The 25,069-nt window shown below is 72.5% G+C and carries 27 protein-coding genes and 2 pseudogenes; 17 read left to right on the forward strand and 12 right to left on the reverse strand.

Annotation, left to right across the window (positions count from 1 at the left end):
* The first annotated feature begins 42 nt into the window (after positions 1-42).
* Complete coding sequence (gene trxA, locus ACWCQ1_RS20440) at positions 43-429, forward strand: thioredoxin (RefSeq protein WP_133049393.1); 387 nt, start codon at positions 43-45, stop codon at positions 427-429.
* Positions 430-472: 43 nt separating this feature from the next.
* Here the strand turns inward: trxA and ACWCQ1_RS20445 are convergent, their stop codons facing one another.
* Genes ACWCQ1_RS20445 through ACWCQ1_RS20455 form a run of 3 tightly spaced genes read right to left on the reverse strand, consistent with a single transcriptional unit; the run spans position 473 to position 4,182 of the window.
* Entirely contained in the window at positions 473-1,909 is a 1,437-nt protein-coding gene (locus ACWCQ1_RS20445) for a benzaldehyde dehydrogenase (RefSeq protein WP_358598918.1), read from the reverse strand.
* Between the two features lie 30 nt (positions 1,910-1,939).
* The gene (locus ACWCQ1_RS20450) at positions 1,940-3,118 is read right to left on the reverse strand and encodes a 4-hydroxybenzoate 3-monooxygenase (protein WP_358598915.1); all 1,179 of its coding nucleotides are present in this window, start codon (positions 3,116-3,118) and stop codon (positions 1,940-1,942) included.
* Positions 3,119-3,135: 17 nt separating this feature from the next.
* On the reverse strand, positions 3,136-4,182 hold the full coding sequence (locus ACWCQ1_RS20455) for a LacI family DNA-binding transcriptional regulator (protein ID WP_451027053.1): 1,047 nt from the start codon (positions 4,180-4,182) through the stop codon (positions 3,136-3,138).
* A 115-nt stretch (positions 4,183-4,297) separates the two neighbouring features.
* Between ACWCQ1_RS20455 and ACWCQ1_RS20460 the strand changes: the two genes are divergently transcribed.
* On the forward strand, positions 4,298-4,990 hold the full coding sequence (locus ACWCQ1_RS20460; RefSeq protein ID WP_133049389.1) for a TetR/AcrR family transcriptional regulator: 693 nt from the start codon (positions 4,298-4,300) through the stop codon (positions 4,988-4,990).
* A complete protein-coding gene (locus tag ACWCQ1_RS20465) occupies positions 4,987-6,117 on the forward strand; it encodes an FAD-dependent oxidoreductase (RefSeq protein WP_451027054.1) in 1,131 nt (376 codons plus the stop codon). Before ACWCQ1_RS20460 ends, ACWCQ1_RS20465 begins: the two co-directional genes overlap by 4 nt.
* Positions 6,118-6,460: 343 nt before the next feature.
* Here ACWCQ1_RS20465 and ACWCQ1_RS20470 read toward each other — a convergent pair whose 3' ends face one another.
* Positions 6,461-7,141, reverse strand: coding sequence for a TetR/AcrR family transcriptional regulator (locus ACWCQ1_RS20470; RefSeq protein WP_207930038.1), 681 nt, complete (start codon positions 7,139-7,141; stop codon positions 6,461-6,463).
* 99 nt (positions 7,142-7,240) lie between these two features.
* Between ACWCQ1_RS20470 and ACWCQ1_RS20475 the strand changes: the two genes are divergently transcribed.
* Entirely contained in the window at positions 7,241-7,804 is a 564-nt protein-coding gene (locus tag ACWCQ1_RS20475) for an NAD(P)H-dependent oxidoreductase (protein ID WP_358598904.1), read from the forward strand.
* Positions 7,805-7,857: 53 nt separating this feature from the next.
* Here the strand turns inward: ACWCQ1_RS20475 and ACWCQ1_RS20480 are convergent, their stop codons facing one another.
* Positions 7,858-8,763 (reverse strand): LysR family transcriptional regulator, encoded by a 906-nt coding sequence (locus ACWCQ1_RS20480; RefSeq protein WP_358598901.1) that lies wholly within the window; start codon positions 8,761-8,763, stop codon positions 7,858-7,860.
* Positions 8,764-8,882: 119 nt separating this feature from the next.
* Here ACWCQ1_RS20480 and ACWCQ1_RS20485 point away from each other — a divergent pair, with 119 nt between their 5' ends.
* On the forward strand, positions 8,883-9,074 hold the full coding sequence (locus tag ACWCQ1_RS20485; protein ID WP_133049385.1) for a hypothetical protein: 192 nt from the start codon (positions 8,883-8,885) through the stop codon (positions 9,072-9,074).
* 2 nt (positions 9,075-9,076) lie between these two features.
* Here ACWCQ1_RS20485 and ACWCQ1_RS20490 read toward each other — a convergent pair whose 3' ends face one another.
* Positions 9,077-9,958, reverse strand: a complete 882-nt coding sequence (locus ACWCQ1_RS20490; RefSeq protein WP_358598898.1) for an LLM class F420-dependent oxidoreductase — start codon at positions 9,956-9,958, stop codon at positions 9,077-9,079.
* Positions 9,959-10,085: 127 nt separating this feature from the next.
* Between ACWCQ1_RS20490 and ACWCQ1_RS20495 the strand changes: the two genes are divergently transcribed.
* The 3 genes from ACWCQ1_RS20495 (at position 10,086) to ACWCQ1_RS20505 (ending at position 13,369) form a co-directional block, all read left to right on the forward strand.
* Positions 10,086-10,850 (forward strand): FkbM family methyltransferase, encoded by a 765-nt coding sequence (locus ACWCQ1_RS20495; protein WP_133049383.1) that lies wholly within the window; start codon positions 10,086-10,088, stop codon positions 10,848-10,850.
* Between the two features lie 136 nt (positions 10,851-10,986).
* Complete coding sequence (locus tag ACWCQ1_RS20500; RefSeq protein ID WP_358598895.1) at positions 10,987-11,958, forward strand: alpha/beta hydrolase; 972 nt, start codon at positions 10,987-10,989, stop codon at positions 11,956-11,958.
* Positions 11,959-12,346: 388 nt separating this feature from the next.
* Positions 12,347-13,369 (forward strand): helix-turn-helix domain-containing protein, encoded by a 1,023-nt coding sequence (locus ACWCQ1_RS20505; protein ID WP_133049381.1) that lies wholly within the window; start codon positions 12,347-12,349, stop codon positions 13,367-13,369.
* Here ACWCQ1_RS20505 and ACWCQ1_RS20510 read toward each other — a convergent pair.
* Positions 13,366-13,920 (reverse strand): 2'-5' RNA ligase family protein, encoded by a 555-nt coding sequence (locus ACWCQ1_RS20510; protein ID WP_451027055.1) that lies wholly within the window; start codon positions 13,918-13,920, stop codon positions 13,366-13,368. The genes ACWCQ1_RS20505 and ACWCQ1_RS20510 overlap by 4 nt on opposite strands.
* Positions 13,921-14,008: 88 nt before the next feature.
* Here ACWCQ1_RS20510 and ACWCQ1_RS20515 point away from each other — a divergent pair, with 88 nt between their 5' ends.
* Together ACWCQ1_RS20515 and ACWCQ1_RS20520 are read left to right on the forward strand one after the other, a co-directional pair.
* Entirely contained in the window at positions 14,009-14,467 is a 459-nt protein-coding gene (locus tag ACWCQ1_RS20515; RefSeq protein WP_451027056.1) for a MarR family winged helix-turn-helix transcriptional regulator, read from the forward strand.
* A gap of 188 nt (positions 14,468-14,655) precedes the next feature.
* Positions 14,656-15,867, forward strand: coding sequence for an MFS transporter (locus ACWCQ1_RS20520; RefSeq protein ID WP_451027057.1), 1,212 nt, complete (start codon positions 14,656-14,658; stop codon positions 15,865-15,867).
* A gap of 82 nt (positions 15,868-15,949) precedes the next feature.
* On the opposite strand, the gene ACWCQ1_RS20525 is transcribed toward ACWCQ1_RS20520, so the two are convergent.
* From ACWCQ1_RS20525 to ACWCQ1_RS20545, 5 genes and pseudogenes are all read right to left on the reverse strand, one after another.
* The gene (locus ACWCQ1_RS20525; RefSeq protein WP_451027069.1) at positions 15,950-16,333 is read right to left on the reverse strand and encodes an NAD-binding protein; all 384 of its coding nucleotides are present in this window, start codon (positions 16,331-16,333) and stop codon (positions 15,950-15,952) included.
* Positions 16,334-16,345: 12 nt separating this feature from the next.
* Positions 16,346-16,627: pseudogene (locus ACWCQ1_RS20530) on the reverse strand (hypothetical protein); the annotation flags it as partial.
* 37 nt (positions 16,628-16,664) lie between these two features.
* Positions 16,665-17,207, reverse strand: a complete 543-nt coding sequence (locus tag ACWCQ1_RS20535; protein WP_133049377.1) for a DoxX family protein — start codon at positions 17,205-17,207, stop codon at positions 16,665-16,667.
* Positions 17,204-17,572, reverse strand: a complete 369-nt coding sequence (locus ACWCQ1_RS20540; protein ID WP_451027058.1) for a hypothetical protein — start codon at positions 17,570-17,572, stop codon at positions 17,204-17,206. Before ACWCQ1_RS20540 ends, ACWCQ1_RS20535 begins: the two co-directional genes overlap by 4 nt.
* Before the next feature lie 21 nt (positions 17,573-17,593).
* Entirely contained in the window at positions 17,594-18,514 is a 921-nt protein-coding gene (locus ACWCQ1_RS20545; RefSeq protein WP_451027059.1) for a LysR family transcriptional regulator, read from the reverse strand.
* A gap of 142 nt (positions 18,515-18,656) precedes the next feature.
* Between ACWCQ1_RS20545 and ACWCQ1_RS20550 the strand changes: the two genes are divergently transcribed.
* The 7 genes and pseudogenes from ACWCQ1_RS20550 to ACWCQ1_RS20580 form a co-directional block, all read left to right on the forward strand.
* Positions 18,657-19,898 (forward strand): MFS transporter, encoded by a 1,242-nt coding sequence (locus tag ACWCQ1_RS20550; RefSeq protein ID WP_451027060.1) that lies wholly within the window; start codon positions 18,657-18,659, stop codon positions 19,896-19,898.
* Between the two features lie 218 nt (positions 19,899-20,116).
* Entirely contained in the window at positions 20,117-20,386 is a 270-nt protein-coding gene (locus tag ACWCQ1_RS20555; protein WP_133049375.1) for a hypothetical protein, read from the forward strand.
* A 239-nt stretch (positions 20,387-20,625) separates the two neighbouring features.
* A complete protein-coding gene (locus tag ACWCQ1_RS20560) occupies positions 20,626-21,825 on the forward strand; it encodes an MmgE/PrpD family protein (protein WP_451027061.1) in 1,200 nt (399 codons plus the stop codon).
* Between the two features lies 1 nt (position 21,826).
* Positions 21,827-23,014, forward strand: a complete 1,188-nt coding sequence (locus ACWCQ1_RS20565; protein ID WP_451027062.1) for a CaiB/BaiF CoA transferase family protein — start codon at positions 21,827-21,829, stop codon at positions 23,012-23,014.
* Positions 23,015-23,035: 21 nt separating this feature from the next.
* Complete coding sequence (locus tag ACWCQ1_RS20570) at positions 23,036-24,202, forward strand: acyl-CoA dehydrogenase family protein (protein WP_451027063.1); 1,167 nt, start codon at positions 23,036-23,038, stop codon at positions 24,200-24,202.
* Positions 24,195-24,941 carry a GntR family transcriptional regulator gene (locus tag ACWCQ1_RS20575; protein ID WP_358598853.1) on the forward strand — a complete coding sequence of 249 codons (747 nt, stop codon included), beginning with the start codon at positions 24,195-24,197 and terminating at the stop codon, positions 24,939-24,941. The genes ACWCQ1_RS20570 and ACWCQ1_RS20575 overlap by 8 nt, the downstream gene beginning before the upstream one ends.
* A 32-nt stretch (positions 24,942-24,973) precedes the next feature.
* A pseudogene (locus ACWCQ1_RS20580) lies at positions 24,974-25,069 on the forward strand (electron transfer flavoprotein subunit beta); the annotation flags it as partial.

Raw genomic sequence — 25,069 nt, forward strand, 5'->3', positions numbered from 1 at the left:
GCCGTCGGTTCGCCCCGACAGCAGGAAGAGGGAATTCAGGTCATGAGCAGCACCGTGGAGCTCACCAAGGAGAACTTCGACCAGACGGTCACGGAGAACGAGTTCGTCCTCATCGACTTCTGGGCGTCCTGGTGCGGGCCGTGCCGTCAGTTCGCGCCGGTGTACGAGAAGGCGGCCGAGGACAACCCGGACCTGGTGTTCGGCAAGATCGACACGGAGGCGCAGCCGGAGCTGGCCGCGGCCTTCGGCATCCAGTCGATCCCCACGCTGATGATCGTGCGTGACCAGGTCGCCGTGTACGCGCAGCCGGGCGCCCTGCCCGAGGCCGCGCTGGCGGACGTCATCGGGCAGGCACGCAAGCTGGACATGGACGAGGTCCGCAAGGCCGTCGCCGCACAGCAGGCGCAGGCCGAGCAGAACGGTCAGTGAGGACCGGGACCGGAACGGCCGGGCCTAGAAGGAACGGCCGGGCCTAGAAGGGGTACGGCGCCACGTCACCGCGTACGGTCGTCCAGCGCACGTCCGTGAACGCCTCCAGGTTGGCCTCGCCGCCGAAGCGGGCGCCGGTGCCGGAGGCGGCCACGCCGCCGAAGGGGGCCACGGCCTCGTCGTTGACCGTCTGGTCGTTGATGTGGACGATGCCGGTCGGGATGCGCTCGGCGAGGTCGAGGCCGCGGGCGGTGTCACGGGTGACGATGCCGAGCGAGAGTCCGTACTCGCCGGCCGCGGCGAGGGCCGCCGCCTCCTCGGGGGTGCTGAAGGGCCGTACCGGGGCGACCGGGCCGAAGACCTCCTCGGCGTAGGCGGGGCTCTGGTCGTCCACCCCCGCGATGACGGTCGGCCGGTAGAAGAGCCGGTCGTGGGTGCCGCCGGCGGCCACCTTGGCGCCGCGTGCCGTGCTGGCCTCGACGAGCCCGTGCACCTTGGTGAGCTGGGCGTCGTCGATGATCGGGCCCAGGTGGACCTGCTCACGGTGCGGGTCCCCGACGGCGAGCGAGTCGGCCTTGGCCGCGAGGCGCTCCACGTACTCCTCGTACAGGGACCGGTGGACGAGGTGGCGGCCGGTCGTCATGCAGATCTGGCCCTGGTGGAAGAAGGAGCCCCAGGCGGCCGTGGAGATCACGGCGTCGAGGTCGGCGTCCTCCAGGACGACCATGGCGGAGTTGCCGCCGAGTTCCAGGTGGACGCGCTTGAGGTGGCGTCCGCCCGCCTCGCCGACCGCGCGGCCCGCGGCGGTGGAGCCGGTGAAGGAGATGACGGGGACGCGCGGGTCGGCGACCAGGGCCTGGCCGACGTCCGGGCCGCCCGGCAGGACGTGGAAGAGGTTCTCCGGCAGGCCCGCCTCCGCGAGGACCGCGGCGAGGGAGAGCCCGCCGCAGACGGCGGTGCGCGGGTCCGGCTTGAGGACGACCGCGTTGCCGAGCGCCAGGGCCGGGGCGACGGAGCGGATGGACAGGATCAGCGGCGCGTTGAACGGGGAGATCACACCCACCACGCCCACCGGGACGCGCCGGGTGTAGGACAGGCGGGGCGCCTCGGAGGGCAGGACCTGGCCGGCGGGGCGGGAGGCGAGGGCGGCGGCCTCGTAGCACTCCTGGGCGGCGACGTGCAGTTCGAAGTCGGCCTTGCCGGGGATGGAGCCGGACTCGCGGACGAGCCACTCCCGCAGTTCCTCCGCGTGAGCGGTGAACAGGTCGCCGGCCTTGCGCAGGACCGCGGCGCGGACGAAGTGCGGGGCACGGGCCCACTCCGTCTGGGCGGCGCGTGCCGCTTCGGCGGCCCTGTCCACGTCCTCGGCGGAGGCGAGGGTGACGGTGGCGAGCGTGTCCCCGGTGGCGGGCTCCGTGACGGCGTACTCGGGCCCCGACAAGGGGTGGGACTGCCAGGTCTTCGGGTCGAGCAACGGCATGACGGCTCTCCGTTTCGTCACCGGCGGGACTCAGGTCATGAGCGGAAGTCCCGTGTAGTTCGCGGCCAGTTCGGCCGCCGCGTGGCGGGATGCGGTGATACGGCGCAGCCGGGTGAGCTGCATCCGGTTCTCGAAGGCATCCCCATCTGGTTGAGCATGCAACATCTTAGTCATGTCGTACGAGAAACGCGTGGCCTGCCACACACGCTCCAGGCACGTGTCGGAATACGTGTCGAGCAGTCGCTCGGATCCCGTGCGGTGCAGTTCGACGAGGGCGCGAGCGAGGACGCGGACGTCGGAGACGGCGAGGTTGAGGCCCTTGGCGCCGGTCGGCGGGACGATGTGGGCGGCGTCGCCGGCCAGCAGCAGCCGGCCGTGGCGCATCGGCTCGTGCACGAAACTGCGCATCGGGGTCACGGACTTGGCGGTGATCGGGCCGCGGTCGAGGGTCCAGTCCCCGTCGATGGCGAAACGGGCGGCGAGTTCGTCCCAGATCCGGTCGTCCGGCCAGTCCTCGGGGTCGCTGTCGTTGGGAACCTGCAGGTAGAGGCGGGAGACGTGCGGGGAGCGCATGCTGTGCAGGGCGAAGCCGCCCCGGCCGCGGGCGTAGATCAGCTCCTCGCAGGAGGGCGCGACGTCGGCGAGGACGCCGAGCCAGGAGTAGGGGTAGCCGCGTTCGTAGGTGCGGCTCACTGCGGCGGGGAACGTGTCGCGGGAGATGCCGTGGAAGCCGTCGGCGCCGACCACCCAGTCGCAGGTCAGCGTCTGCTCGCGGCCCTCGTGCAGAAACCGTACGACGGGTGAGGTGCCCTCGGGTTTCTCGATGCCCAGCGCCTCGGCCTCGAACAACAGCGGTGGCCCGTCGGCCAGTTGGAGGGCGACGAGGTCCTTCACGATCTCGGTCTGGGCGTAGATGGTGACCGTGCGGCCGCCGGTGAGGGTGGGGAAGTCGATGTGGTGGCGTTCCCGGTCGAAGCGCAGCTCGATGCCCTGGTGCACCAGGCCCTCGGCGTTCAGCCGCTCGGCCGCGCCGGCCTCGCGCAGGGCGTCGACCGTGCCCTGCTCCAGCATTCCGGCGCGCTGGCGGTGCTCGACGTACGCACGCGTCCTGGCCTCCAGGACCACGCAGTCGATCCCGGCGCGGTGCAGGAACCGGGCGAGGAGGAGCCCGGCGGGGCCGCCGCCGATGATGCCGACCGTGGTGCGCATGGGCGCCTCCCCTGGGTTCAGCTGGAGTCGCGGTGGACCACCGTGGCTCCCAGCACCTTGTGCGTCTCGGGCGCGGCAGCGGGGTTGCGCACCGCGCGGTCCACGAGTTCGGCGAGGTCGCGGCCGGACGGCAGCTCGATGTGGACCGTGCTCAGACGGGGCCTGAGCAGCCGGCCGAGCATGAGGTCGTCGGCACCGATCACCGCCGTCTCCTCCGGAACGCGCACGCCCACGTCCTGCAGGGCCCGCATCAACAGCATCGCGTACTCGTCGTTGTAAGCGAACACGGAGTCCAGGTCGAGTTCGCGCCAGCGGGCGGCGAGACGCGCGGCGGACTCCTCCTCGTAGGCGAGGGAGAGCTCGGTGACCGTGGCGTCGGTGCCGTCCAGGGCACGGCGCACCCCTTCGAGGCGAGGCTGGGAGAAGACCTCCAGGCCGCCCTCCTCGGGTACGACGACACCGATGCGGCGCCGGCCCCGGTCGAAGAGGTGACCGCCGGCGCAGTGACCCACGGTCTCGTGGTCCATGAGCAGGGCGTGGGCGCCCTCGACCGCCTTGGGGCCGAGAGTGACGACGGCGCGGGCGCCGGAGCCCTTGAGCACCGCGACACCCTGCGGGCCCAGGCCGGCGCCGGGCACCAGGACGGCGACGGGGCGCAGTTCCGCCCAGGCACGGGCGGCCTCGTCGCCGTGCCGGCCGACGGTGCCGTACTGGACGACGGTGTAGTCGAGGCGGCCGAGCGCCCACTGCAGTTCGTTGATGAACTGGCTGTAGAGCGGGCCGACCGGGATCGTCGGGGCCGGCATCAGGACCATGCGGCTGTGTCCGGCGCGCAGGCTGCGGGCGGCGGCGTGCGGCACGTAGCCGAGTTCCTTGGCGGCCTCCTGGACGCGGCGCCGGGTCGGTTCGCTGATGCGGACGGCGCTGGTGTTGTTCAGGACGTAGGAGACGGTCGCGCGCGAGACGCCGGCCAGGCGGGCCACATCGGCGCTCGTCGGCACGGAGCGCGGTGCGGGCGACGCGGGCCCGGGCGTTTTCGGTATCTGCACCATGACGTACCGCATCTTCGCAGAAGCGGAGGCGACTGCCCCGGTGGGGGCGGGACAGAGCCGCGTTCCGATGGACGAACATGTTCGTCACGAACTTGTTCGCAGCGAACATGTTCGGTACGGTTGCATCATGACCGACCGACCCGACACCCCCCGCAGCCGTCGCGAGCGGCCCGCCAAGCCCGCCCTGACCCGGGAGGGCATCATCGCCGCGGCCGTGGCGATCCTGCGGGCCGAGGGCCTGGGGAAGGTGACCATGCGGCGCCTGGCGCAGGAGCTGGACACCGGCCCGGCCTCCCTCTACGTGTACGTCCGCAACACCGCCGAGCTGCACGCGGCCGTGCTGGACGAGCTGTTGGGCACGGTCGGGCCGGCCCCCGCCGGGGGCGACTGGCGCGAGCGGCTGGAGCGGGTGCTCACCGCGTACACCGCGATGCTCTTCGAGCACCCGACCCTGGCCCGCTCCGCGCTCACCGCCCGGCCGAGCGGACCGCACTACCTGAACCTGATCGAGACCCTGCTGGCCCTGCTCGACGAGGGCGGTGTGCCGCCCGCGCAGGCGGCCTGGGGCGTGGATCTGCTGCTGCAGCACGCCACCGCCACGGCCGCCGAGCATGTCGAGGAGGCGTCCGAGGAGGACTGGGACGCCCTGCGCCGCACCCTGGCCGGCCTGTCCGACCGCACCCACCCGCGCATCGCCGCACTCGGCGGCGCGCTGCTCGCCGGAGCACCCGAGGAGCGCCTGTCCTGGGCGTTCCGGGCGTTGATCGCGGGCATCGAGCGGACCGCCGTACCCGACCGACCCCAAGGAGACACGACATGACCACCCACCACCCCGTCGCGATCATCGGCGCAGGACTCGGCGGCCTCGCTCTGGCCCGCGTGCTGCACGTGCACGGCGTCCAGGCGGCCGTCTACGAACTGGACGCCTCCCCCGCCGCCCGTACGCAGGGCGGCATGCTCGACATCCACGACGACTCCGGCCAGGTGGCGCTGCGCGCCGCGGGCCTGTACGAGGACTTCCTGGCCCGTGTCCACCAGGGCGGGCAGGCCACCCGGGTCCTGGAGCCGGACGGGACGGTCCTCCTGGACCGTCCCGACGAGGACGGCGGCCGTCCCGAGATCGACCGCGGCGATCTGCGTGACCTGCTGCTCGGCTCGCTGCCGCGGGACACCGTCCGCTGGGGCGCGAAGGTCACCGGCGCGCGGCCGGTGGGCGGCGGCCGGCACGAGGTGACCCTGGCGGACGGCACCGCCTTCACCACCGATGTGCTGGTGGGCGCGGACGGCGCCTGGTCGACGGTGCGTCCGCTCGTGTCCGACGCCCGGCCCCGCTACACGGGCGTCTCCTTCGTCGAGGCGGACCTGCGGGACGCGGACGTACGGCATCCGGTGGGCGCCGAAGTGGTCGGCGGCGGCATGCTGTTCGCGCTCGGGGAGGGCCGGGGCCTCCTCGCGCACCGCGAGAGCGACGGCAGTCTGCACGTCTACGCCGCGCTGGAGTGCGCCGAGGAGTGGCTCGACGGCATCGACTTCGCCGACGTCGAGGGGGCCAGGACGCGGGTCGTCGAGGAGTTCGCCGGCTGGGACAAGGGCCTGCGGGCACTGGTCGCCGACGCCGACGGCGCGCTGGTGCCGCGCCGGATCCACGCCCTGCCGGTCGGCCACCGCTGGGCCCGGGTCCCGGGCGTCACGCTGCTCGGCGACGCCGCGCATCTGATGTCCCCGTTCGCCGGTGAGGGCGCCAACCTCGCCCTGCTGGACGGGGCCGAACTAAGCCTCGCGCTGGTGGCGCACCCGGGGGACACGGAGGCTGCGCTCGCCGCCTACGAGGAGAAGATGTTCCCCCGCAGCGAGTTCTCGGCGACGGAGTCGGCACACCAGGGCGAGCTGCTGTTCCGCGCCGACGCCCCCCGGCGCCTGGTCGAGATGTTCACCGCGCACAACTGAGCCGGTCTCAGCGCAGCGCCTTTCCTGCCGTCACCCGGCCGACCAACCGCACGTAAGGTCGAGCAAGGCTGCGGGCGGCGGTTGCGCAGCGCCCCTCCGGCAACCAGCCACCCGCACGACCCCACCCCCGGCGCTCCCGATCGCCTCCGCGGGCAAGCGGAGCCGGGCTCAGCGCGGCGGCTCTCCTACCGTCACCCGGTCAGGCAACCGCACACACGGTCGAGCAAGGCTCCAGGCAGCACTTCCGCAGCACTCCTCGAGCAACCAGCCACCCGCACGACCGCACCCCAGCCCGCCCAGCGCCGGCTCTCCCCATCGCCTCCGCGGGCAAGCGGAGTCCGGCTCAGCGGGGCGGCTCCGTGCCCGTCACCCGGGCGACCAGGTCGACCCAGCCGGTCTCGAGCCGCTCCAGCGGCATGCCGCACTGCCGGGTGCGGTGGTGGATCAGCGCGGGGTCGAGGTAGCTCATCAGCGTCTGGGCGAGCAGCTCGCAGTCGGCGTCGGGCACGACCTGCCGCAGCAGGACGGTGACATGCATGGCCATCGCCCGCGCCGAGGGGTGGCCGAAGCGCCGGGTCGGCTCCGACTGGGCCGCCAGCTGCAGGTCCAGCTGCTCGGCCGAGCGGTACAGCACCGCCACGCCGAACGCCCGCAGCCGCTCCAGGGGCGGCGCCCCGGGGCCCAGCGGCGGCGGACCGCCGAGGAAGTCGGCCTGCAGGGTGCGCGAGGAGTGGTCGAGCAAGGCCATCAGCAGCCCGGTCCGGTCGCCGAAACGGCGGAAGACGGTCCCCTTGCCGACGTCGGCCGCAGCGGCGACCGCCTCCATCGTCACCCCGGCCACACCGTGCTCGGCGATCAGCCGGGCCGCGGCCTCCAGCAGCCGGGCCCGGTTGCGCGCGGCGTCGGCGCGCAGGCAGGGGTGCTCCTCGGCGGTGCCGAGCTGCAGCAACTCGGGCTCACCGACGGGCTCTGGCGGCGTCGGGAGGGGCGGCAGGGAGGCGGACATGAAGACAGCGTAAAGCATCGGGAAGAAAACTGGACCGCGGTCCGGTTATGGTGCTAGAAAATAAAACGGACCTCGGTCCGGATCGTAACGGCAATGTTTCAGCACTTTGGAGTCCCCATGTCTGTCCGCATCCTCGCGCTCGTCGGCAGCCTTCGCGCCGGTTCGACCAACCGCCAGCTCGCCGAGGCGGCCGTCAAGTTCGCGCCCGAGGGCGCGGACGTCGAGATCTTCGAGGGCCTGGCCGAGATCCCGTTCTACAACGAGGACATCGACGTCGAGGGCGACGTCCCGGCCGCCGCCGCCCGTCTGCGCGCCGCCGCTCAGGCGGCCGACGCGTTCCTGCTCTTCTCCCCCGAGTACAACGGCACCATCCCGGCCGTCCTGAAGAACGCCATCGACTGGCTGTCCCGCCCCTACGGCGCGGGCGCCTTCGGTGGCAAGCCGGTCGCCGTCGTCGGCACCGCGTTCGGCCAGTACGGCGGCGTGTGGGCGCAGGACGAGGCCCGCAAGGCCGTCGGCATCGCCGGCGGCAAGGTCATCGAGGACCTCAAGCTGTCCATCCCCGGCTCGCTGACCCGCTTCGCCGAGACCCACCCGGCCGACGACGCCGAGGTCGCCGCCCAGCTGACCGAGGTCGTCGCCCGTCTGCACGGCCACGCGGGCGAGGCCGTCGCCGCCTGACCCAGGACCCGCGCCGAAGGGCCGTGGCCGCGAGGCCGCGGCCCTTCCGTGTGTCAGGCCACCGCCGTCGCCGCCAGCTCGCGCAGCTCTTCGAGGGCGGCCGCCACCGCGGGCCGCTCCCGGCCGCCCCGGCGGGTGCAGGTCAGCAGTTTGCGGTGCGGGTTGCCCGCGACGCGCACACGCGTGATCGGCAGTTGCGGGGTGAGCTGCGCCATGCGCGGGATCAGTGCCACCCCGAGCCCGCCCGCGACCAGGTGGGCCATGACGTTCCAGTCCTGGGCCAGATGAACCACGTCGGGGTTGAAGCCGGCCTTGCCGCACGCGGACATCACATGCGTACGGCAGGGGCTCTCCGGCATGGGCGCGATCCAGGCCTCCCGCGCCGCGTCCGCGAGATCGACCCGCGCCCGCCCGGACAACTCGTGCCCGTCCGGTACGACGAGGTCGAACGGGTCGTCCAGCAGCGCCCGCTGGTCGAAGCGGGCGTCGCCCAGCGGCGGGTTGTGCGGGGTCGCCTCGACGATCGCCAGGTCCGTCTCCCCCTCGAAGAGCAGGTCGAAGCTCTCCGGCACCCCCGCCTCCCGGATGCGGACGGAGAGTCGGGGATGCCGTTTCTGAAGCCGGGCCGCCATCGGGGCGAGCAGCACCGAGGCGGCCACCGACAGTCCGCTCACGCGCAGCGGCCCGGCCGGGTCGTCATGGTCGGCCCGCAGATCGAGCTCGGCCTGCTCCCAGCGGGCCTGGATCGCGTCGGCGTGCGCGAGCAGACTCTCGGCGGCCGGGGTCAGCCGTACCCCGCGTCCCTGCGGCTGGAGCAGGTCGACGCCCAGGTCGCGGGCGAGCTGACGGATCTGCTGGGAGGCCGCGGACGGGGTGAAGTGCAGGGCCTGGGCGGCGGCGGTGACCGTGCCGTAGTGCGCGACCGCCCGCAGGACATGGAGCCGGCGCAGGTCAATCATGAAGCCCACGCTTCAAGGTGACGTCCGGAAAGTCAACCTGGACGTGAACGGATTCCCCGCCGCACCCTTGGTTGTGTCGCGACGGTCCGCCCGTCATCACGTAAGAGGAGCACACAGCCATGACCAGCACCACCGGCACCGCCTGCCCGCACTGCGGCTGGCCCGACGGCGCCGAGCCCTTCCAGGTGGTCTCCCGGCACGTCACGACGGCCGGGACCACCCTGTGGACGCGTTGCGCGTGCGGTTCGCTGCAGGTCCGGACGGTCGACGGCTGCGGGACACGTGTCGTCTCCCGCAGCCGGCCCGCGTGAGGTCAGTCCAGTTCGGCGAGGCGCGGCACGAGCGGGGCCACGAACCGCTCCATCCAAGCCGCCGTCTCGCCCCGGCGCGGAGCGAGGATCACCGTGTCGATGCCGAGTCCGGTGTAGCCGCCGATGTCGCCCAGGAACGCGTCGAGGTCGCCGTCGGTCGCGGGCTCCCCGCCGTAGGTGACGGTCTTGCGGACGGCGTCGTAGTCGCGGCCCTCGCTGTCGCAGTGGGCGCGCAGCACCTCCAACTTGTGCCGGACCTCCTCCGGTGAGGTCGTGAAGAGGTTGCAGGCGTCGCCGTACCGGGCGACCAGCCGCAGGGTCTTCTTCTCCCCTCCCCCGCCGATCATGATCTCGGGGTGCGGGCCGCTGACCGGCGCCGGGACGCACAGGGTCTCGGCCAGGCGGTAGTACCGGCCCTCGAAGGGGCCGTTGTTCTCGGGGGCCCACATCTGCAGACAGATCCGCAGGGCCTCCTCCAGCCGTTCGAAGCGTTCGGCCAGCGGCGGGAAGGGCACGCCGAGCCCGGCGTGCTCCCGGTCGTACCAGGCGGCCCCGATACCGAGGGTGGCGCGTCCGCCGGACAGCACGTCGAGGGTCGTGGCGATCTTGGCCAGCAGACCGGGGTGGCGGTAGGTCACACCGGTGACCAGCGCGCCGAGTCGGAGGGTGGAGGTGCGGGCGGCGAGATAGCCGAGGGTCGTGTAGGCCTCCAGCATCGGCTCCTCGGCGCCGCCGTTGAACTCCATCTGGAAGTAGTGGTCCATCACCGACAGCCAGCTGACCCCGGCCGCCTCGGCCGCGGCGCCCGCGGCGGCGAGTTCGGCGCCGAGCGCGGGTCCACCGGCGCTGTGGTCGAACCGGTTGATGTGCACGCCCACCCGCATGTCGTTCTCCGTTCGCCCGCGTCTTCGACGTCATCGGTGACGCTAGATCTTCGAGCGCTCTCGAAGTCAAGTACCGGGCAAGTACCGGGGTGGGCGTGCGTACGGTCGCCTCTGCGAGGATGATCGAATGCGGACCCTTTACGAACGACTGCGAGACCTGCTGCCCGAGTCGGGCGTACGGGCGGGGGCGACGGACGAGACGGGGCGCGATCTGCAGTCGCTGGCCTCCGAGTTCCTTTGCCATCAGCACGTCGGCGAAATGCTGGACCTGTACGACGTCAACTGCGTGTTCGACGTCGGCGCCAACACCGGTCAGTACGGCAGGGAACTGCGCGAGCTCGGCTACACCGGCCGGATCGTCTCCTTCGAGCCCGCCTCCGCCGCCTTCGAGCGGCTGGCGGAGGCGGCGGCCGGTGACCCCGAGTGGCGGGTGCACCGGCTCGCCCTGGGCCGCGAGGAGGGCGTCACGGCCATCCACACCGGGTGGGACACGATGAACTCGCTGCTGCCGCCCAGCGATTACGGCCGCGGCCGCTACGAGCGCTTCACCGAGACCCGCACCGAGGAGGTCCGCGTCCGCCGCCTGGCCGACGTGATGGACGAGGCCCTCGACGGCATCGACGATCCGCGCCCGTTCCTGAAGATGGACACCCAGGGCTACGACCTGGAGGTGTTCACGGGCGCCGGGGACCGGATCGGGGAGTTCGTGGGCCTGCTGTCCGAGGTCGCCCTGCTGCGGCTGTACGAGGGCAGCCCGCGGATGGACGAGGCCGTGGCCGCGTACGAGGCCGCCGGCTTCGAGACGACCGGCCTGTACTCGGTCTCGCGGGACCCCGCCACGGGCCGGGTGGTCGAGTTCGACTGCGTGATGATGCGGGCCAAGAGGGCCTGAAGGCAGCCGGCTCCTTGTGGCTCGGGGGACCCGCCGCCTGGCGGGCAGGTTCCGCCGGACGGCGGCGGTCCGTACGGCGACCGGTGGCCCGATCATGTCGGACACGAGCCGCCGCGCCCCGCGTGAGGAGAAAACCATGACCCTGGTGCCGCCCCCGTTCGACCCCGAGCTCGCCGGAGCTCTGGAGCTGATCAAGGACATGATCTCGCCCGGGCTCACCCTGGACGAGATCGACATCGTGCGCCAGGGACCGGGAATCGAGATGCTCGCCCAGCTCGACCTCACGGCGGACGGCTTCTTCGAGGTCGAGGACCGCACCGTGCCCGGGCCGGAGAACGCGCCGGACATCTCGCTGCTCATCTGCCGCCCGGCCGCCGAGCCGACGGCCGGGCCGCGCCCGCTCGTCTACCACGTGCACGGCGGCGGCATGGTCATCGGCAACAACCGGGTCGGCGTGGACGTGCCGCTCGCCTGGGCGAAGGAGCTGGACGCGGTCGTCGTGTCGGTCGAGTACCGGCTGGCGCCGGAGCATCCGCACCCGGCGCCGATCGAGGACGTGTACGCCGGGCTGGTGTGGACGGCTGAGCACGCGGCGGAACTCGGCGCCGATCCCGAGCGGATCGTGATCGCCGGTGCCAGCGCCGGCGGTGGGCTCAGCGCGGCGCTCGCCCTGCTCACCCGGGACCGCAAGGGGCCCCGGCCCATCGGTCAGGTGCTGATGTGCCCGATGCTCGACGACCGCAACGACACGCCCTCCAGCCACCAGATGGCGGGCCTGGGCGTCTGGGACCGCACGGCCAACGAGACCGGCTGGACGGCCCTGCTCGGCGCCGCGCGCGGCGGCCCGGACGTCTCCCCGTACGCCGCGCCGGCCCGCGCCGAGGACCTCACCGATCTGCCGCCGGCCTTCCTGGACGTCGGCTCCGCGGAGACCTTCCGTGACGAGGTCGTCGCCTACGCCTCCCGCATCTGGCAGGCGGGCGGCGTCGCCGAACTGCACGTCTGGCCGGGCGGCTTCCACGGCTTCGACGGCTTCGCCCCCCAGGCGTCCCTGTCCCAGGCCTCCCGAGCGGCCCATGTGAACTGGCTCCGCAGGCTCATCGGCTGACGAAACCGGGGCGGGGTGGCGGGGTGGCGTCGCTTCCGGGGCGGCGGATGGCACTGGTGAGGTGGCAACCCCGGGGCGGCGGCTGCCCCTGGCGCGGTGGCTGCGACCCCGGGCAGCGGCCGGCACCAGCACGGCGGCTGCAACCCCGGGGCGACGGCCGGCACTCCCACGGCGGCTGCAACCCCGAGGCAACAGCCAGCACCGGCACGGCGGCTGCGACTCTGGGGCGACGGCCGGCCCTGGCGCGGCAGACGCGCCGTGCACGGCCCCGTCCTCGATAGCCGTGCCGGCGCGCCGCGGGCGGACGACGGGCGACCCGCCGCCCGCCTCAGGCATGACCGGCGTCCCGAGGCTCCCTCCCGGCGCTTCGATGGCGCACCATGTGCGTATGAAAGAGCTGGCGGGACGGCTGACCGCGGTGGATCCGGATGCCGGGGCCGCGGTGCAGGTCATCTCCTACTTCGACCGGCTGGCCGAGAGCAGGGCCGGGTTGGAGGCCCTGGTGCGTGGGGCGGCGGTGCTGGCCGGGTGCCCGGCGCGGCTGGTCGACGCGGCGCGGCACGTGCGGGTACGGGTCGAGCCGGACGGCACGCGCAAGGACTCGGAGACCCCGCCGGACCCCGACTGGCCCTGTGCGGCACTGGAGCCCGGCGGTGTCCCCGCCCTGTGGCTGGAACGGGCCGGAACCGTGCCCAGCGTGGTGGACGCGGTGATCCTGGAACGGGCGGCGGGCGCGGTGCGACTCGTCCTGGACCGCACCCGGGGTCGCGCGCCCGCGTCCGCCGCCGATGATCCCGCGCTGATCGAGACGCTGCTGGACGGCACGGTCGTGGAGCCGACGCGGCTGCACGCGGCTCGCCGCCTGGGCGTCGACCCCGCCGACCCCGCCGTACGACTGCGGGCTGTCGCTCGGGGTGACGGGCCGCCCCGCGTCCTGGTCACCCCCGGGGGCGGGCGTCCCGCGGAGTCGGAGCTGCCCGGCGGTCGCCTCGGGGTCGGACCGGCCGTTCCTGTGCTAGAGCTGCCGGCCTCCTGGGCCGCCGCCCGCACGGCGCTGCGGTTCACGGCCGACGGCACGCCGCTCGATCCCGGTCCGCGCGTGGTGTACGCCGATGAGCTGGGCGGCATCGCGCTGCTCGCGGATCTGGTCGTACCGGGTGCCGAACCGCCGCCCGACGTGCGTTCCGTCGAAGCGGCGGCGGCCGCGGTGCCCGGTCTGCTGGCCACCCTGCACGCCGTGGCCGCCACGGCGAGTCAGCGGGCGGCGGCCGCCGAGATCAACGTGCACCACTCGACGCTCCAGGACCGCCTCACCCAGGCCGAACACCTGCTGGGCTGGCCGCTGCGCACCCCGCAGGGCCGTCTCAGACTGCAACTGGCCCTGACCATGCGGCACTTGGCGAGACCTTAGGCGTCACCCGGGGCGTCGGGGCGCCCCAGAGCGAAGGCCGCCCGCTGCCGCCACCCCGTGCCGTCGAAGACCACGAGGTCGACCGAGGTCACGCGAGCCGCGACGGGAAGATGGGCGGCCAACTCGGGATCCGCTTCGGCCAGAACGCTCTCGTCGTGCGTCTGGGCGACGGTCAGGTGCGGGACGGGCTCGTACTTTCCGCCGTACGGCGGCGCTTCCGGCCAGCGCTCGGCGATCTCCTCGGTGAGGCGGCGGAAGGGGGCGTCGGGCTCGGGAGCGAGGTAGAGCAGCCCGGGAAAGCGGCCGGAACGCTCGAACCGCACGTCGAAGGGCCGGTGCCGGCCGATCGCCTCCTCGAGGGCGGCGCAGACCGCGTCGTCGACGGCGTCCGCGTGCAGGAAGGGGAAGAGCACGGTGACATGGGCCGGAACTCCCGTCCGGGAGGTCGGGTCGAGGCGCTCGCGCCAGGTCCCGACCGCCGGTTCGGCCTCGGGGACCCGTACGACGAGGGCCGTCTGCCCTGCCTGGAATCCCTTGGGAGTGTCCGCCACGGCACGATGTATAGCAGGCAGGAGCCGCTTGCACGCGCGCCCTACATGCCCCCGCCGGTAATTTCACCGGTGGCTTATCCTTGAGGCCATGACCGCCACCGACCCCGCGCTCACGGCTCTGGCCCAGGGCTGGTGCGCCCTCTCGCTGCTGCACGGCAGGATCGAGGCGCACATCGAGCGCGCGCTGCAGGCCGGGCACGATCTGAGCGTGCGGGAGTACTCGCTGCTGGACGTGCTGAGCCGGCAGCACGACGGCGAGGGCGGCCATCTGCAGATGAAGCAGGTCGCCGACGCGGTCGTGCTGAGCCAGAGCGCCACGACCCGGCTGGTCACCCGTTTGGAGGACCGCGGGCTGCTGACGCGCTACCTGTGCCCCACCGACCGGCGCGGCATCTACACCAATGTCACCGAGGCCGGCCTGAAGCTGCTCGAGGAGGCCCGCCCCACCAACGAGGCGGCCCTGCGCGAGGCCCTCGACGAGGCCGCCAGGAATCCGGAGCTCGCCCCGCTGGTGAAGGCGGTCGAGACCCTGGGCGGCCCCGTCTGATCCCAAAGCCCCCCGAGACAGACCCCGGCCCCCGTGAGCACTCTCGTCACGGGGGCTTTCTCCTGAACAGATGCATGCACACGCGCACTATCGGCGACCACCATTCCCCTCGCTTGCATTTATACCGCGCCTGCAACTATTGTCGACGCTCGTAAGCGCAACAAGCAATCTTCTGGAAGGTTTCTCCCATGCCTCTCGCCCTTCTGGCCCTGGCCATCGGGGCCTTCGGGATCGGCACCACCGAGTTCGTGATCATGGGCGTGCTGCCCCAGGTCGCGGGTGACTTCGGGGTCTCCATCCCCACCGCCGGATGGCTGGTCTCCGGTTACGCGCTGGGCGTGGTCCTGGGCGCGCCCGTGCTGACCGTTCTGGGCACCAGGGTCTCCCGCAAGAAGATGCTGATGTTCCTGATGGGCGTGTTCGTCGTCGGCAACGTCCTGTCGGCGCTCGCGCCCGTCTTCGCGGTGATGCTGATCGGCCGGGTGGTCGCCTCGCTCGCACACGGAGCGTTCTTCGGCATCGGATCGGTGGTGGCGGCCGGACTGGTCGCGCCGGAGAAGAAGGCCTCGGCCATCTCCCTGATGTTCACGGGCCTGACGGTCGCCAACATCGTGGGCGTCCCCCTGGGGACGTACGTCGGACAGGCCGCCGTCTGGCGGGTCACCTTCGCCGGCGTCGCCGCGCTCGGCGTCGTGGGCCTTCTCGGTGTGGCCAGGCTGGTGCCGGAGACGGGCCGGCCCGAGACCCACACCCTGCGCACCGAGTTCGCCGCCTTCCGCAATGTCCAGGTCTGGCTCGCGATGGCGATGACGGTGCTCGGCTTCGGGAGCGTGTTCGCCGCGATCACCTACATCACGCCGATGATGACCGAGGTCGCCGACTACTCGTCCGGCGCGGTCACCTGGCTGCTGGTGCTGTTCGGCGGGGGGATGTTCCTGGGCAACCTGGTGGGCGGCCGGTTCGCCGACCGGGCGCTGATGCCGATGCTGTTCACCGCGCTGGGCGCGCTGTCCCTGGCCCTGCTGCTGTTCACGGTCACGGCCCACGACAAGGTGCCGGCCGCGCTGACGCTGGCGCTGATCGGCGCTCTCGGGTTCGCGACCGTGCCTCCGCTGCAGAAGTGGGTGCTGGACCAGGCCTCGGCCGCACCGACCCTGGCGTCCGCCGCCAACATCGGTGCCTTCAACCTCGGCAACGCGCTCGCCGCCTGGCTGGGCGGCGTCGCCATCGCGGGCGGGCTCGGCTACACCTCCCCGAACTGGATCGGCGCGCTTCTCGCCGGCAGCGCGCTGCTGCTCTCCGTCCTGGCGGCGTTCCTGGACCGCCGCCGACGGCCTGCCGGGCGGGTCGTCGCCTCGTCCGCCGTACCCGAGAGCGCGTCGATCGCCGCACGGCACTGACGTGTGGCGGCCTCACGGCACGGCACTGACGCCTGGGGGCCTCGTGTCATGGGCCCGCTCGCGAAGGAACGCCGGGGAGGCCTCAACCGGGCGTCGGCTGGTGCCTGTTCATCAGGGCGAGCGCGGCGGTCGCGGCCGACGTGACGACGTCCGGCTCGGCACCGGCCGCCTCGGCGACGTCGGTGACCAGCCGGACGTCCTTGCGCAGCAGGGGTCCGACGTGGATGGCGAGACGGTCGAGGGTGCCGCCGGCGGCCGCGACGCGGTTCAGGGCGAAGCTGCCGGCGCTGCCGTGCGCGAGGACCCGGGCGAGGGCGGCCGGGGCGATCGCGAGGTCGCGGCCCAGGGCGAGGGTGTCGGCGGCGGTGGCCAGATTGGCCGTGAAGAGCACGTTGTTGAGGAGTTTCGCGACCTGCCCGGTGCCCTCGGCCGCCGCGGGGCCGCCGCCGCTGACCGGGGCGTCGATGAGGGAGACGCCGTGGGTGCGGGCGCGGTCGGCGAGGCGGCGGCAGGTGTCGGGGTGGACGGTGCTGTGCACGGCGATCACCCCGCCCTTGCGCAGCCGGCGAGGACACCGCGTTCGCCGGTGACGACCTCTTCCACGTCCGCGTCGTCGACGCCACAGAGGCAGACCAGGTCACTGGCCACGGCCAGGTCCGCCGGGGAGGCGGCCCGCCGGGCCGGGGTGCCGGCGAACGGGACGAGGGTGGCGGGCCCACAGGGTGGTCTCGTAGCCCGCGTCGATGATCCGGCGGGCCATGGGAGCGCCCTGGCTGCCCAGGCCGATGAAACCGGCATCAACTGGCCTCCTGCTCAAGGGGTTCGGGACTCGGCGCCGGTTCCGGTGCGGGCCGCTGGGGGCGCCAGAACGTGGCGAGCAGACCCCCGGTGGCCACGACGGCCACGCCGAGTGCGATGGCGAAGCCCGCCCACCCGGACACGTCGATGCCTGCGGCCTCGTCGAGCGAGGCGCTGCCCGGGCCGAGCACGGCCAGCGCCAGGGAGACGACGGCGAGGGTCAGGACGTACTCGTAACCCTCCTTGAAGACGAAGAAGCCGTTGGGGCGGTGGGCGAGCAGGCCGGCGACCAGCATCACCGAGATGACGGCCGCGCAGGCCAGCGGGGTGAGCAGGCCGGCCAGCAGGAGGACCCCGGCGCCGATCTCGGTGACCACGCTCATCCAGGCCTGGAGCACGCCGTGGCGCAGGCCCAGGCCGGTGAACCAGCGGGCGGTGCCGGCGATACGGCCGCCGCCGCGCCAGTGGTTGAGACCGTGCGCGATCATGACGACGCCCAGGACCAGGCGCAGCAGAGTCGCGACCACATCCGTCTGGTTCATCCCGCTCTCCCCTCTCGTGGGGGCGCGGCGATCTCGGCCTCTCGGGTCACCGCGCACTCCTCGACGAACGACAGCACGTTCAGGTGATAGGCCCGGGCCGAATGCCCGAGGCTCAGATTGTGCCCGCTGTCGGCTTGTTCGTTAATGCACGTGCGAGGGGATGCCGTGAAGAGGGAGGAGATGTCGGCCGGCGCCTCGGGGCCGGAACTCCACACTTCCTCGTGGTCGCCGAGGCTGTAGCGCACAGGGATCCGTACGCGGGCCGCCAACTCCGGGAATTCGTAACACCATTCGCGTGCCGCGGACTCGTAGGCCGGGGAGGCGGCGGCGATGCTCGCTCCGCCGAAGACCTCCGGCTGGTACAAGTGGCCCGGTGACGTAGTCCGTCAGCGGGCCCACTTCGGGGTCCAGCTGTGCGGGTCGCGCCGGGCGGTGCCGAGGTGGGCACGGAGCGCGGCGAGCGCCGGGTGGGGGTTGCCGGCACGCCAGACCAGTGAGTGGGGGTAGACCGGTGTGGGGTCGCGCAGGGGGATGCGGCGCAGATCGTGGTCGGCCGGCCAGACCATGCGGGTCTGGACGCCGACGAAGGTCGCCAGGTGCGGGGAGTCGGCGATGGTGTCGAGGAGGGGCTCGGTGCCGAAGTCGGGGCCGGTGACCTCGATGGTGAAGCCGAAGGCGGCGGCGAGATCGTCGTAGAAGGCGGCCCACTCGGTGCCGGCGACGTTGCCGGGCATCCAGATCCGGTGCCCCGCGAGCTGTGCGGGGGTGACGGCGCGGGCCGCGGCGAGCGAGTGCGCGGGACCGGTGAGGAGTTGGAGCGGCTCGTCGTGGACACGGGCCGCCTCGATGCCCTCGGGCAGCTGTCGGGCGGGGAGGGTGAGGGCGCGGAAGGACGCGTCGACGGTGCCCGCGCGCACCGCCGCGACCGCCGCCTCCGCGTCGAAGAGCGTTACGACGTCCAGGGCCGTCTCGGGGTGGGCGCGGTGGAAGTCCCGTACCAGGTCGGCCGGTGCGAGTCGGCGGCCGATGACGTCGACGCGCAGGGCGCGCCGGCCGGGGCGCACGGAGGACGCCGCCTGTTCCTCGGCCCGCAGCAGCTCGCGGGCGTGCGGCAGGAAGACCTGCCCGTCGACGGTGAGCTGCGCCCCGCGGGCCGTGCGGGTGAACAGACGTGCCCCGAGGTCCTTCTCCAGCGCGGCGACACGCTTGGAGACGGCCTGCTGGGTGACGGACAGGGCGAGGGCGGCTTCCCGGAACCGTCCGGCGTCCGCGACGGCCACGAAGGTGCGTACTGCGTCGAGATCCACGGCCCCCTTTCTACCGCGTCCGGTCGAGCGGTTTCCCACAACGCACGGTTGTCGCGTGGCGGGTCTGTCGGTTGTTTGCCCACGCGCCCGCCGAGCGGCTTTGATGTCGCCGGTCGGGATTCGCGCGGGACGGGGGACGGGCATGCGGGGCGGGCGTTCGCTGGGGCGGCGGTTCGAGTGGCTGTGGGGGGCGTACGCCGTCAGCGCGCTCGGGACGTGGCTCGCCTTCGACGCGTTCTCGCTGATCGCGGTGATCGTGCTGCACGCTGGGGCAACCGAGGTGGCGGTGCTGTCGGCCGCCGGACTCGCGGTGGGGGCGGCGGTCGCGACGCCGCTGGGGCCCTGGATGGAGTTCCGGCGCAAGCGGCCCGTGATGATGGCCATGGACCTGGTCCGCTGTGTGGCGTTGCTGACCATTCCGGCCGCTTTCGCGCTCGGCGCGCTCACCTTCGTACAACTCCTGGTTGTGTCGGTCGTCGTCAGTGCGGCCGACATCGGCTTCACCGCGGCCAGTGGAGCCTTCCTCAAGTCGCTGCTGCCGCCGGAGGACCTGCTCGCCGCGAACGCGCGGTTCGAGGCGACACAGTGGACCGCGACGATCCTGGGGCCGCCGCTCGGCGGGGCCGCGATAGGCGTGTTCGGGCCGGTGACGACCACCCTGGTCAACGCGGTCAGTTTCCTGCTGTCGGCCGTCGGGATCCGGGCGATCGGCGGGACGGAGACGCATCCGGTACGGACGGGCACCGCGCGGGCGGGCGGCCTCCTCGAAGGCTGGCGCTACATCCTGGCGCATCCGGTGCTCCGGCCGCTGTTCTGCAACACGGTGCTCTACAACGCCATGATCATGGTGTCGCTACCGCTGCTGGCCGTGCTGATGGTCGGCGATCTGGGGTTCACGGCCTGGCAGTACGGCCTGGCCTTCTCCGTGCCCAGCGTGGGCGGCCTGATCGGCTCGCGGCTGGCCCGCAGGCTCGTGCCGCGCTTCGGGGAGAGGCAGGTGCTGCTCGCCTCGGGACGACTGCGGGCGTGCTGGCCGATCGGCCTGGCCTTCGTCGGGCCCGGCACGGCGGGACTGGTGCTCGTCATGGCCGTGGAGCTCGGGGTGATCACCTCGTGTGCCGTCTTCAACCCGGTGTACTCCACGCTCCGGCTGCGGCAGACGGACTCCGGCCGGGCCGCGCGCACGCTGTCCGCGTGGTCGGTCACCACCAAGGCCACGACCGCCGGGATGACTGCCCTGTGGGGTGTGCTGGCCGGCTTCACCGGCCCTCGCACGGCGATCGCGATCGCGGGCGTCCTGGCCCTGGCCACCCCGCTGCTCCCCCCCCGCCGCATCGAGCCCGCCCCGGAGATGGCGCCGCTGCGCGCGGACGGAGTCCTCTGATCCGAAAACGCCATTCAAAGCGGAGGAGGCCCACGACATCGTCGCATCCGAGTCGATCGGCTGGGCCCGTGAGCGGATGGCCGGGTTCAAGGTGCCGGGATCGGTGGAGTTCCGTGAGGAGTTGCCGCTCGGCGCCACGGGCAAGGTGATGAAGGACCACCTGCGATGAGGACGGACGGGACCGCGATCCGGATCCCGCAGGAGAACGGAGATCTCTCGTGACGACGACCAACCACACTGCCGGTGTGACGGCCGAGCGGTCACTCGATCAGCTGGAGCGCCTGGACGACGAGATCATCGCGCTCCTGGCCCGCCGTCGCGCGATGGCCCAGGAACTCCCTCCCCCCGCCCGTGCCCGCGCCGCCGACCCCGCCTTCGCCGAGACCGTACGGGGCATGACGGGCCGCTACCGCCGGGAACTGGGCGGTGCCGGGGAACTCGTCGCCCGCGCGGTGATGGTGCTGTGCGATCCGAGCCGGGAGAACTGAGGAAAGCTTCCCACAGTCACCGGTGCGTACAACGTCACTGCTGCGTACAGCGTCATTGATGCGTACGACGTCATTGTGCGTACGACGTCATTGGTGCGTACGACGTCATTGGTGCGTACAAAGTGCGCCCCAGGGCCCGGATGTGTCCTGGGCCTCACTCGGGGAGTGCGGCACGACACACATCGGGCCACGTCAGTCGGCGTTGACAGCGCTCAGGATTTGGCCGTACAAACTTTTTCATGGCCGTTGCCCGAGCGCTCGCCCAGTGGGCCCGCGATCTCCGCCCGGCGCCGGAGGACCTGGCGCTGGCGGAGCGATCGCTGGCGGACACTGTCGCCGTGGCGCTGGCCGCCCGGACGCATCCGCTGCGATCCGTCGCCGCCTCCCTGCCGGACGCGGCCCGCTGGGCGGCAATGGCCCATGTGCTCGACTTCGACGACCTGCACACCGACACCACCGCCCACATCTCCGTGGTCACCGTCCCGGCCGTGCTCGCCGTGGGAGGTGACGCCCGCGCCTACCTCGCGGGGGCGGGGGTCATGGCGCGGCTCGGCGCGATGCTCGGCTGGGGCCACTACGCGGCCGGCTGGCACACGACCTGCACGGCGGGCGCACCGGCGGCCGCCGTCGCGGCCGGGACCGCCCTCGGGCTGGACGCCGAGCAACTGGCCACCGCGATGGCCCTCGCCCTGCCCGCCGCCGGTGGCGGGCAGGAGGCCTTCGGTACGCACGGCAAGTCCTTGCAGGTCGGCTTCGCGGCCGAGGCGGGGGTGCGGGCCGCGCGGCTGGCGCGGGCGGGAGCGACCACGGATCCGCGCGCACTGGAGGCCTGGATCAGCCGGGTCGGCGGCACGCCCGAGGCGGACTTCCCCGCCGCCCCGGCCGTCCCCGGCGGCCTCGCGGTCAAGCTCTTCCCCTGCTGCTATGCCATGCAGCGGCCCATCGCCGCGCTGCGGGAGGTGCGCGACCGGATTCACGGCGACATCACGGCGGTCACGGTCACCACGCCGGCGGGCACCGTTCAGCCGCTCGTCCACGACCGTCCGGTGACCGGCCTGGAAGGCAAGTTCTCGCTGCCGTACGCGGTGGCGGCGGCGCTGCTGGACGACTATCCCGGCTTCGACAGCTTCACGGACAGGGCCGTCGCGCGGCCCGAGGCGCAGAAACTCGTCGGCCTCGTCGGGGTCGAGCTGCTGCCGGGTGAGACGAGGACGCTGCTGGACGGGCGCGTGGAGCTGCGGGTCGGCCTCGCGGACGGCGGTGAGGTGTGCGCCGAGCTGGAGTTGCCGCCCGGGGCCCCGCAACGGCCCGTGTCCGAGGCCGAGTTGCGCGCCAAGGCCGCCTCCTGCGGTACGGATGTGCCCGCGCTGCTGGACGGGTTGACGTGGGCGGGAGCCCGCGAGGTGCTGCGCGAGCAGTTCCCCGACGAGGAGGCGTGACGTGCGGCAGCAACTTCCCCTGTCCGGCATCACGGTGGTCAGCCTCGAGCAGGCCGTCGCCGCCCCGTACGCCACCCGCCAGCTCGCCGACCTCGGTGCCCGCGTCATCAAGGTGGAGCGGCCGGGAGAGGGCGACTTCGCCCGCCGCTACGACACGACCGTGCACGGTCACTCCAGCTATTTCGTCTGGCTCAACCGCTCCAAGGAATCCCTCACGCTGGACCTGAAGGACCCGCGCGGCCTGGAGATCCTGCGCCAACTCCTCGACGACGCGGACGTGTTCATCCAGAACCTGGCGCCGGGCGCCGCCGACCGGCTGGGTCTCGACACCGGCACCCTGGCCGAGCGCCACCCCCGGCTCATCCCGTGCACGATCTCCGGGTACGGCACGACCGGACCCTGGGCCGGCCGCAAGTCCTACGACCTTCTGGTGCAGTGCCAGACCGGGCTCGTCTCCCTCACCGGAACCGCCGACGAGGCCGCCCGCGTCGGCATCTCCGTCGCGGACATCGCGGCCGGGATGTACGCCTACAGCGGCATCCTGACCGCGCTGTACACGCGGGCCACGACCGGCCGCACGCACCCCGTCGAGGTGTCGTTGTTCGAGGCGCTCGCCGAGTGGATGGGCCAGCCCGCCTACTACACCCGCTACGGCGGCACCCAGCCGGCCCGCCTCGGCACCCAGCACGCGACCATCGCCCCCTACGGCGCCTTCCCGACCGCCGACGGCCGGCAGGTGCTGTTCTCCATCCAGAACGAGCGCGAATGGGCCGTCCTGTGCGCGGAGTTCCTGGGCCGGCCGGCCCTGACGGACGATCCGCACTTCGCCACCGGGTCCCAACGCGTGGCGCACCGCGACGAGTTGAACGCGATCGTCGCCGAGCGCATCGCCCGCTCCGACGCCGACGACGTCCTCGCGGACCTGGAGCGGATCGGCATCGCCTGCGCGGGGGTCAACGACGTCGCCGCGTTCCTCGACCACCCCGTGCTGGCCGCCCGCGGACGCTGGCAGGAGGTGGCCGTGCCGGGCGCGACGGTCCAGGCCCTGCTGCCGCCCGCCGACCTCGCGGGCGTCCCCGCACGCATGGATCCCGTACCGGACGTCGGCGAGCACACCGACGCGATCCTCGCCGGACTCGGCCGTACCCGCGACGACATCGACGCCCTGCGCGCCGACGCCGTCATCTGACGACGTGTGGAGAATGCCCCGATGAGCGTCCTGGACCTCCTGCCCGACGACGAACAGCTCGTCGTACGAACCGTGCGCGAGTTCGTCGACAAGGACGTCAAGCCGGTCGTCAAGGAGCTGGAGCACTCCGACACCTACCCCGAGCACCTCATCGAGCGGATGAAGGAACTCGGTGTCTACGGCCTGGCGATCCCCGAGGAGTACGGCGGGAACCCCGTCTCCATGCCCTGCTTCGTGCTGGTCACCGAGGAGCTGGCGCGCGGCTGGATGAGCCTGGCAGGGGCTATGGGCGGACACACGGTCGTGGCCAGGCTCCTGCTGCTGTACGGCACCGAGGAGCAGAAGCGGCGCCATCTGCCGCGGCTGGCGACCGGTGAGGTGCGCGCGACGATGGCGCTCACCGAGCCGGGCGCCGGTTCCGACCTCCAGGCGATGACGACGGTCGCGCGCAGGGAGGGCGGCGAGTACGTCGTCAACGGCGCGAAGACCTGGATCACCAGCTCCCGCCGCGCCGGACTGATCGCGCTGCTGTGCAAGACCGACCCGGCCGCCGAGCCGCGCCACCGGGGCATCTCGATCCTGCTGGCCGAGCACGGACCGGGCCTCGTCGTCTCCCGTGATCTGCCCAAGCTCGGCTACAAGGGCGTGGAGAGCTGCGAGGTGTCCTTCGAGGACCACCGGCTGCCCGTCGAGGCACTGCTCGGCGGTGCGGAGGGCCAGGGCTTCGGCCAGATGATGAAGGGACTGGAGACCGGCCGGCTCCAGGTCGCCGCCCGCGCGCTGGGAGTGGGACGCGCGGCGCTGGAGGACTCGTTGCGCTATGCCCAGGAGCGGGAGAGTTTCGGCAAGCCCATCTGGCGTCACCAGTCGATCGGCAACTACCTCGCCGACATGGCGACCAAGCTCACCGCCGCCCGCCACCTCGTCCTGCACGCGGCCCGGGAGGCGGAGGCCGGGCACCGGGTCGACATGGAGGCGGGCATGGCCAAGCTGTTCGCCTCCGAGACGGCGATGGAGATCGCGCTCAACGCGGTGCGGATCCACGGCGGTTACGGCTACTCGACCGAGTTCGACGTGGAGCGGTACTTCCGTGACGCCCCGCTGATGATCGTCGGCGAGGGCACCAACGAGATCCAACGCAACGTCATCGCGGCCCAGTTGGTGGCGAGGGGCGGCCTCGATGGCTGAACAGCCCCAGCGGGAGAGCACCTATCTGCGCCTCGCGCGCGAACTGCGGGCGGCGATCCTGCGCCACGACTACCCGGACGGCGTACGGCTGCCCACCGAGGCCGAGTTGGCCCAGACGTACGGGGTCAGCCGGCAGACCGTGCGACGGGCGTTCCAGGACCTCGTCGCGGAGGGCCTGGTGTACCGGGTGCCGGGGCGCGGCACGTTCTCCACGCCCCGGGAGGAGCAGTATCTGCGGCAGTTCGGGTCGGTGGACGACCTGATGGGGCTGTCCATCGACACCCGCATGGACGTGGTGACGCCGCTGCACCGGCGGGTCGACGTGGACGCGGCGGGCCGCCTCGGTCTGCACACCGACCGCGTGCACAAGCTGTCCTTCCTGCGGCTGCACGAGGACACGGCGTTCTGCCACACCTCGGTCTGGCTGCCACCCGCCATCGGCCAACTCCTGTCCGACGTGACCGAGTTGACGCTGCCCGGCACCCCGAACGCCTTCACCGTCATCGGGCTGCTCGACCAGAGACTGCCCGAACCGATCGCCGAAGCCGAACAGAGCATCACCGTCGCCGAGGCCACACCGGAGATCGCCAAGCACCTGGGCTGTGAACCGGGCCGGGCGCTCCTGCGCATCGACCGCGTCTACCAGACCGTGACCGGACAGCTCGTCGAGCTGGCCATCAGTCACTTCCTGCCCGAGCACTACTCGTATCGCGTACGGCTGCGGCGCAGTGGCCAGTGAAGTCCGTACCAACCTGTTGAGGAGAAGGAACCTTGAGCTTGAGGATCGTTGTCACTGTGAAGTACGTGCCCGACGCCACTGGCGACCGGCACTTCGCCGATGACCTGACCGTCGACCGGGACGACGTG

This window comes from Streptomyces sp. NPDC002144, from assembly GCF_053593695.1.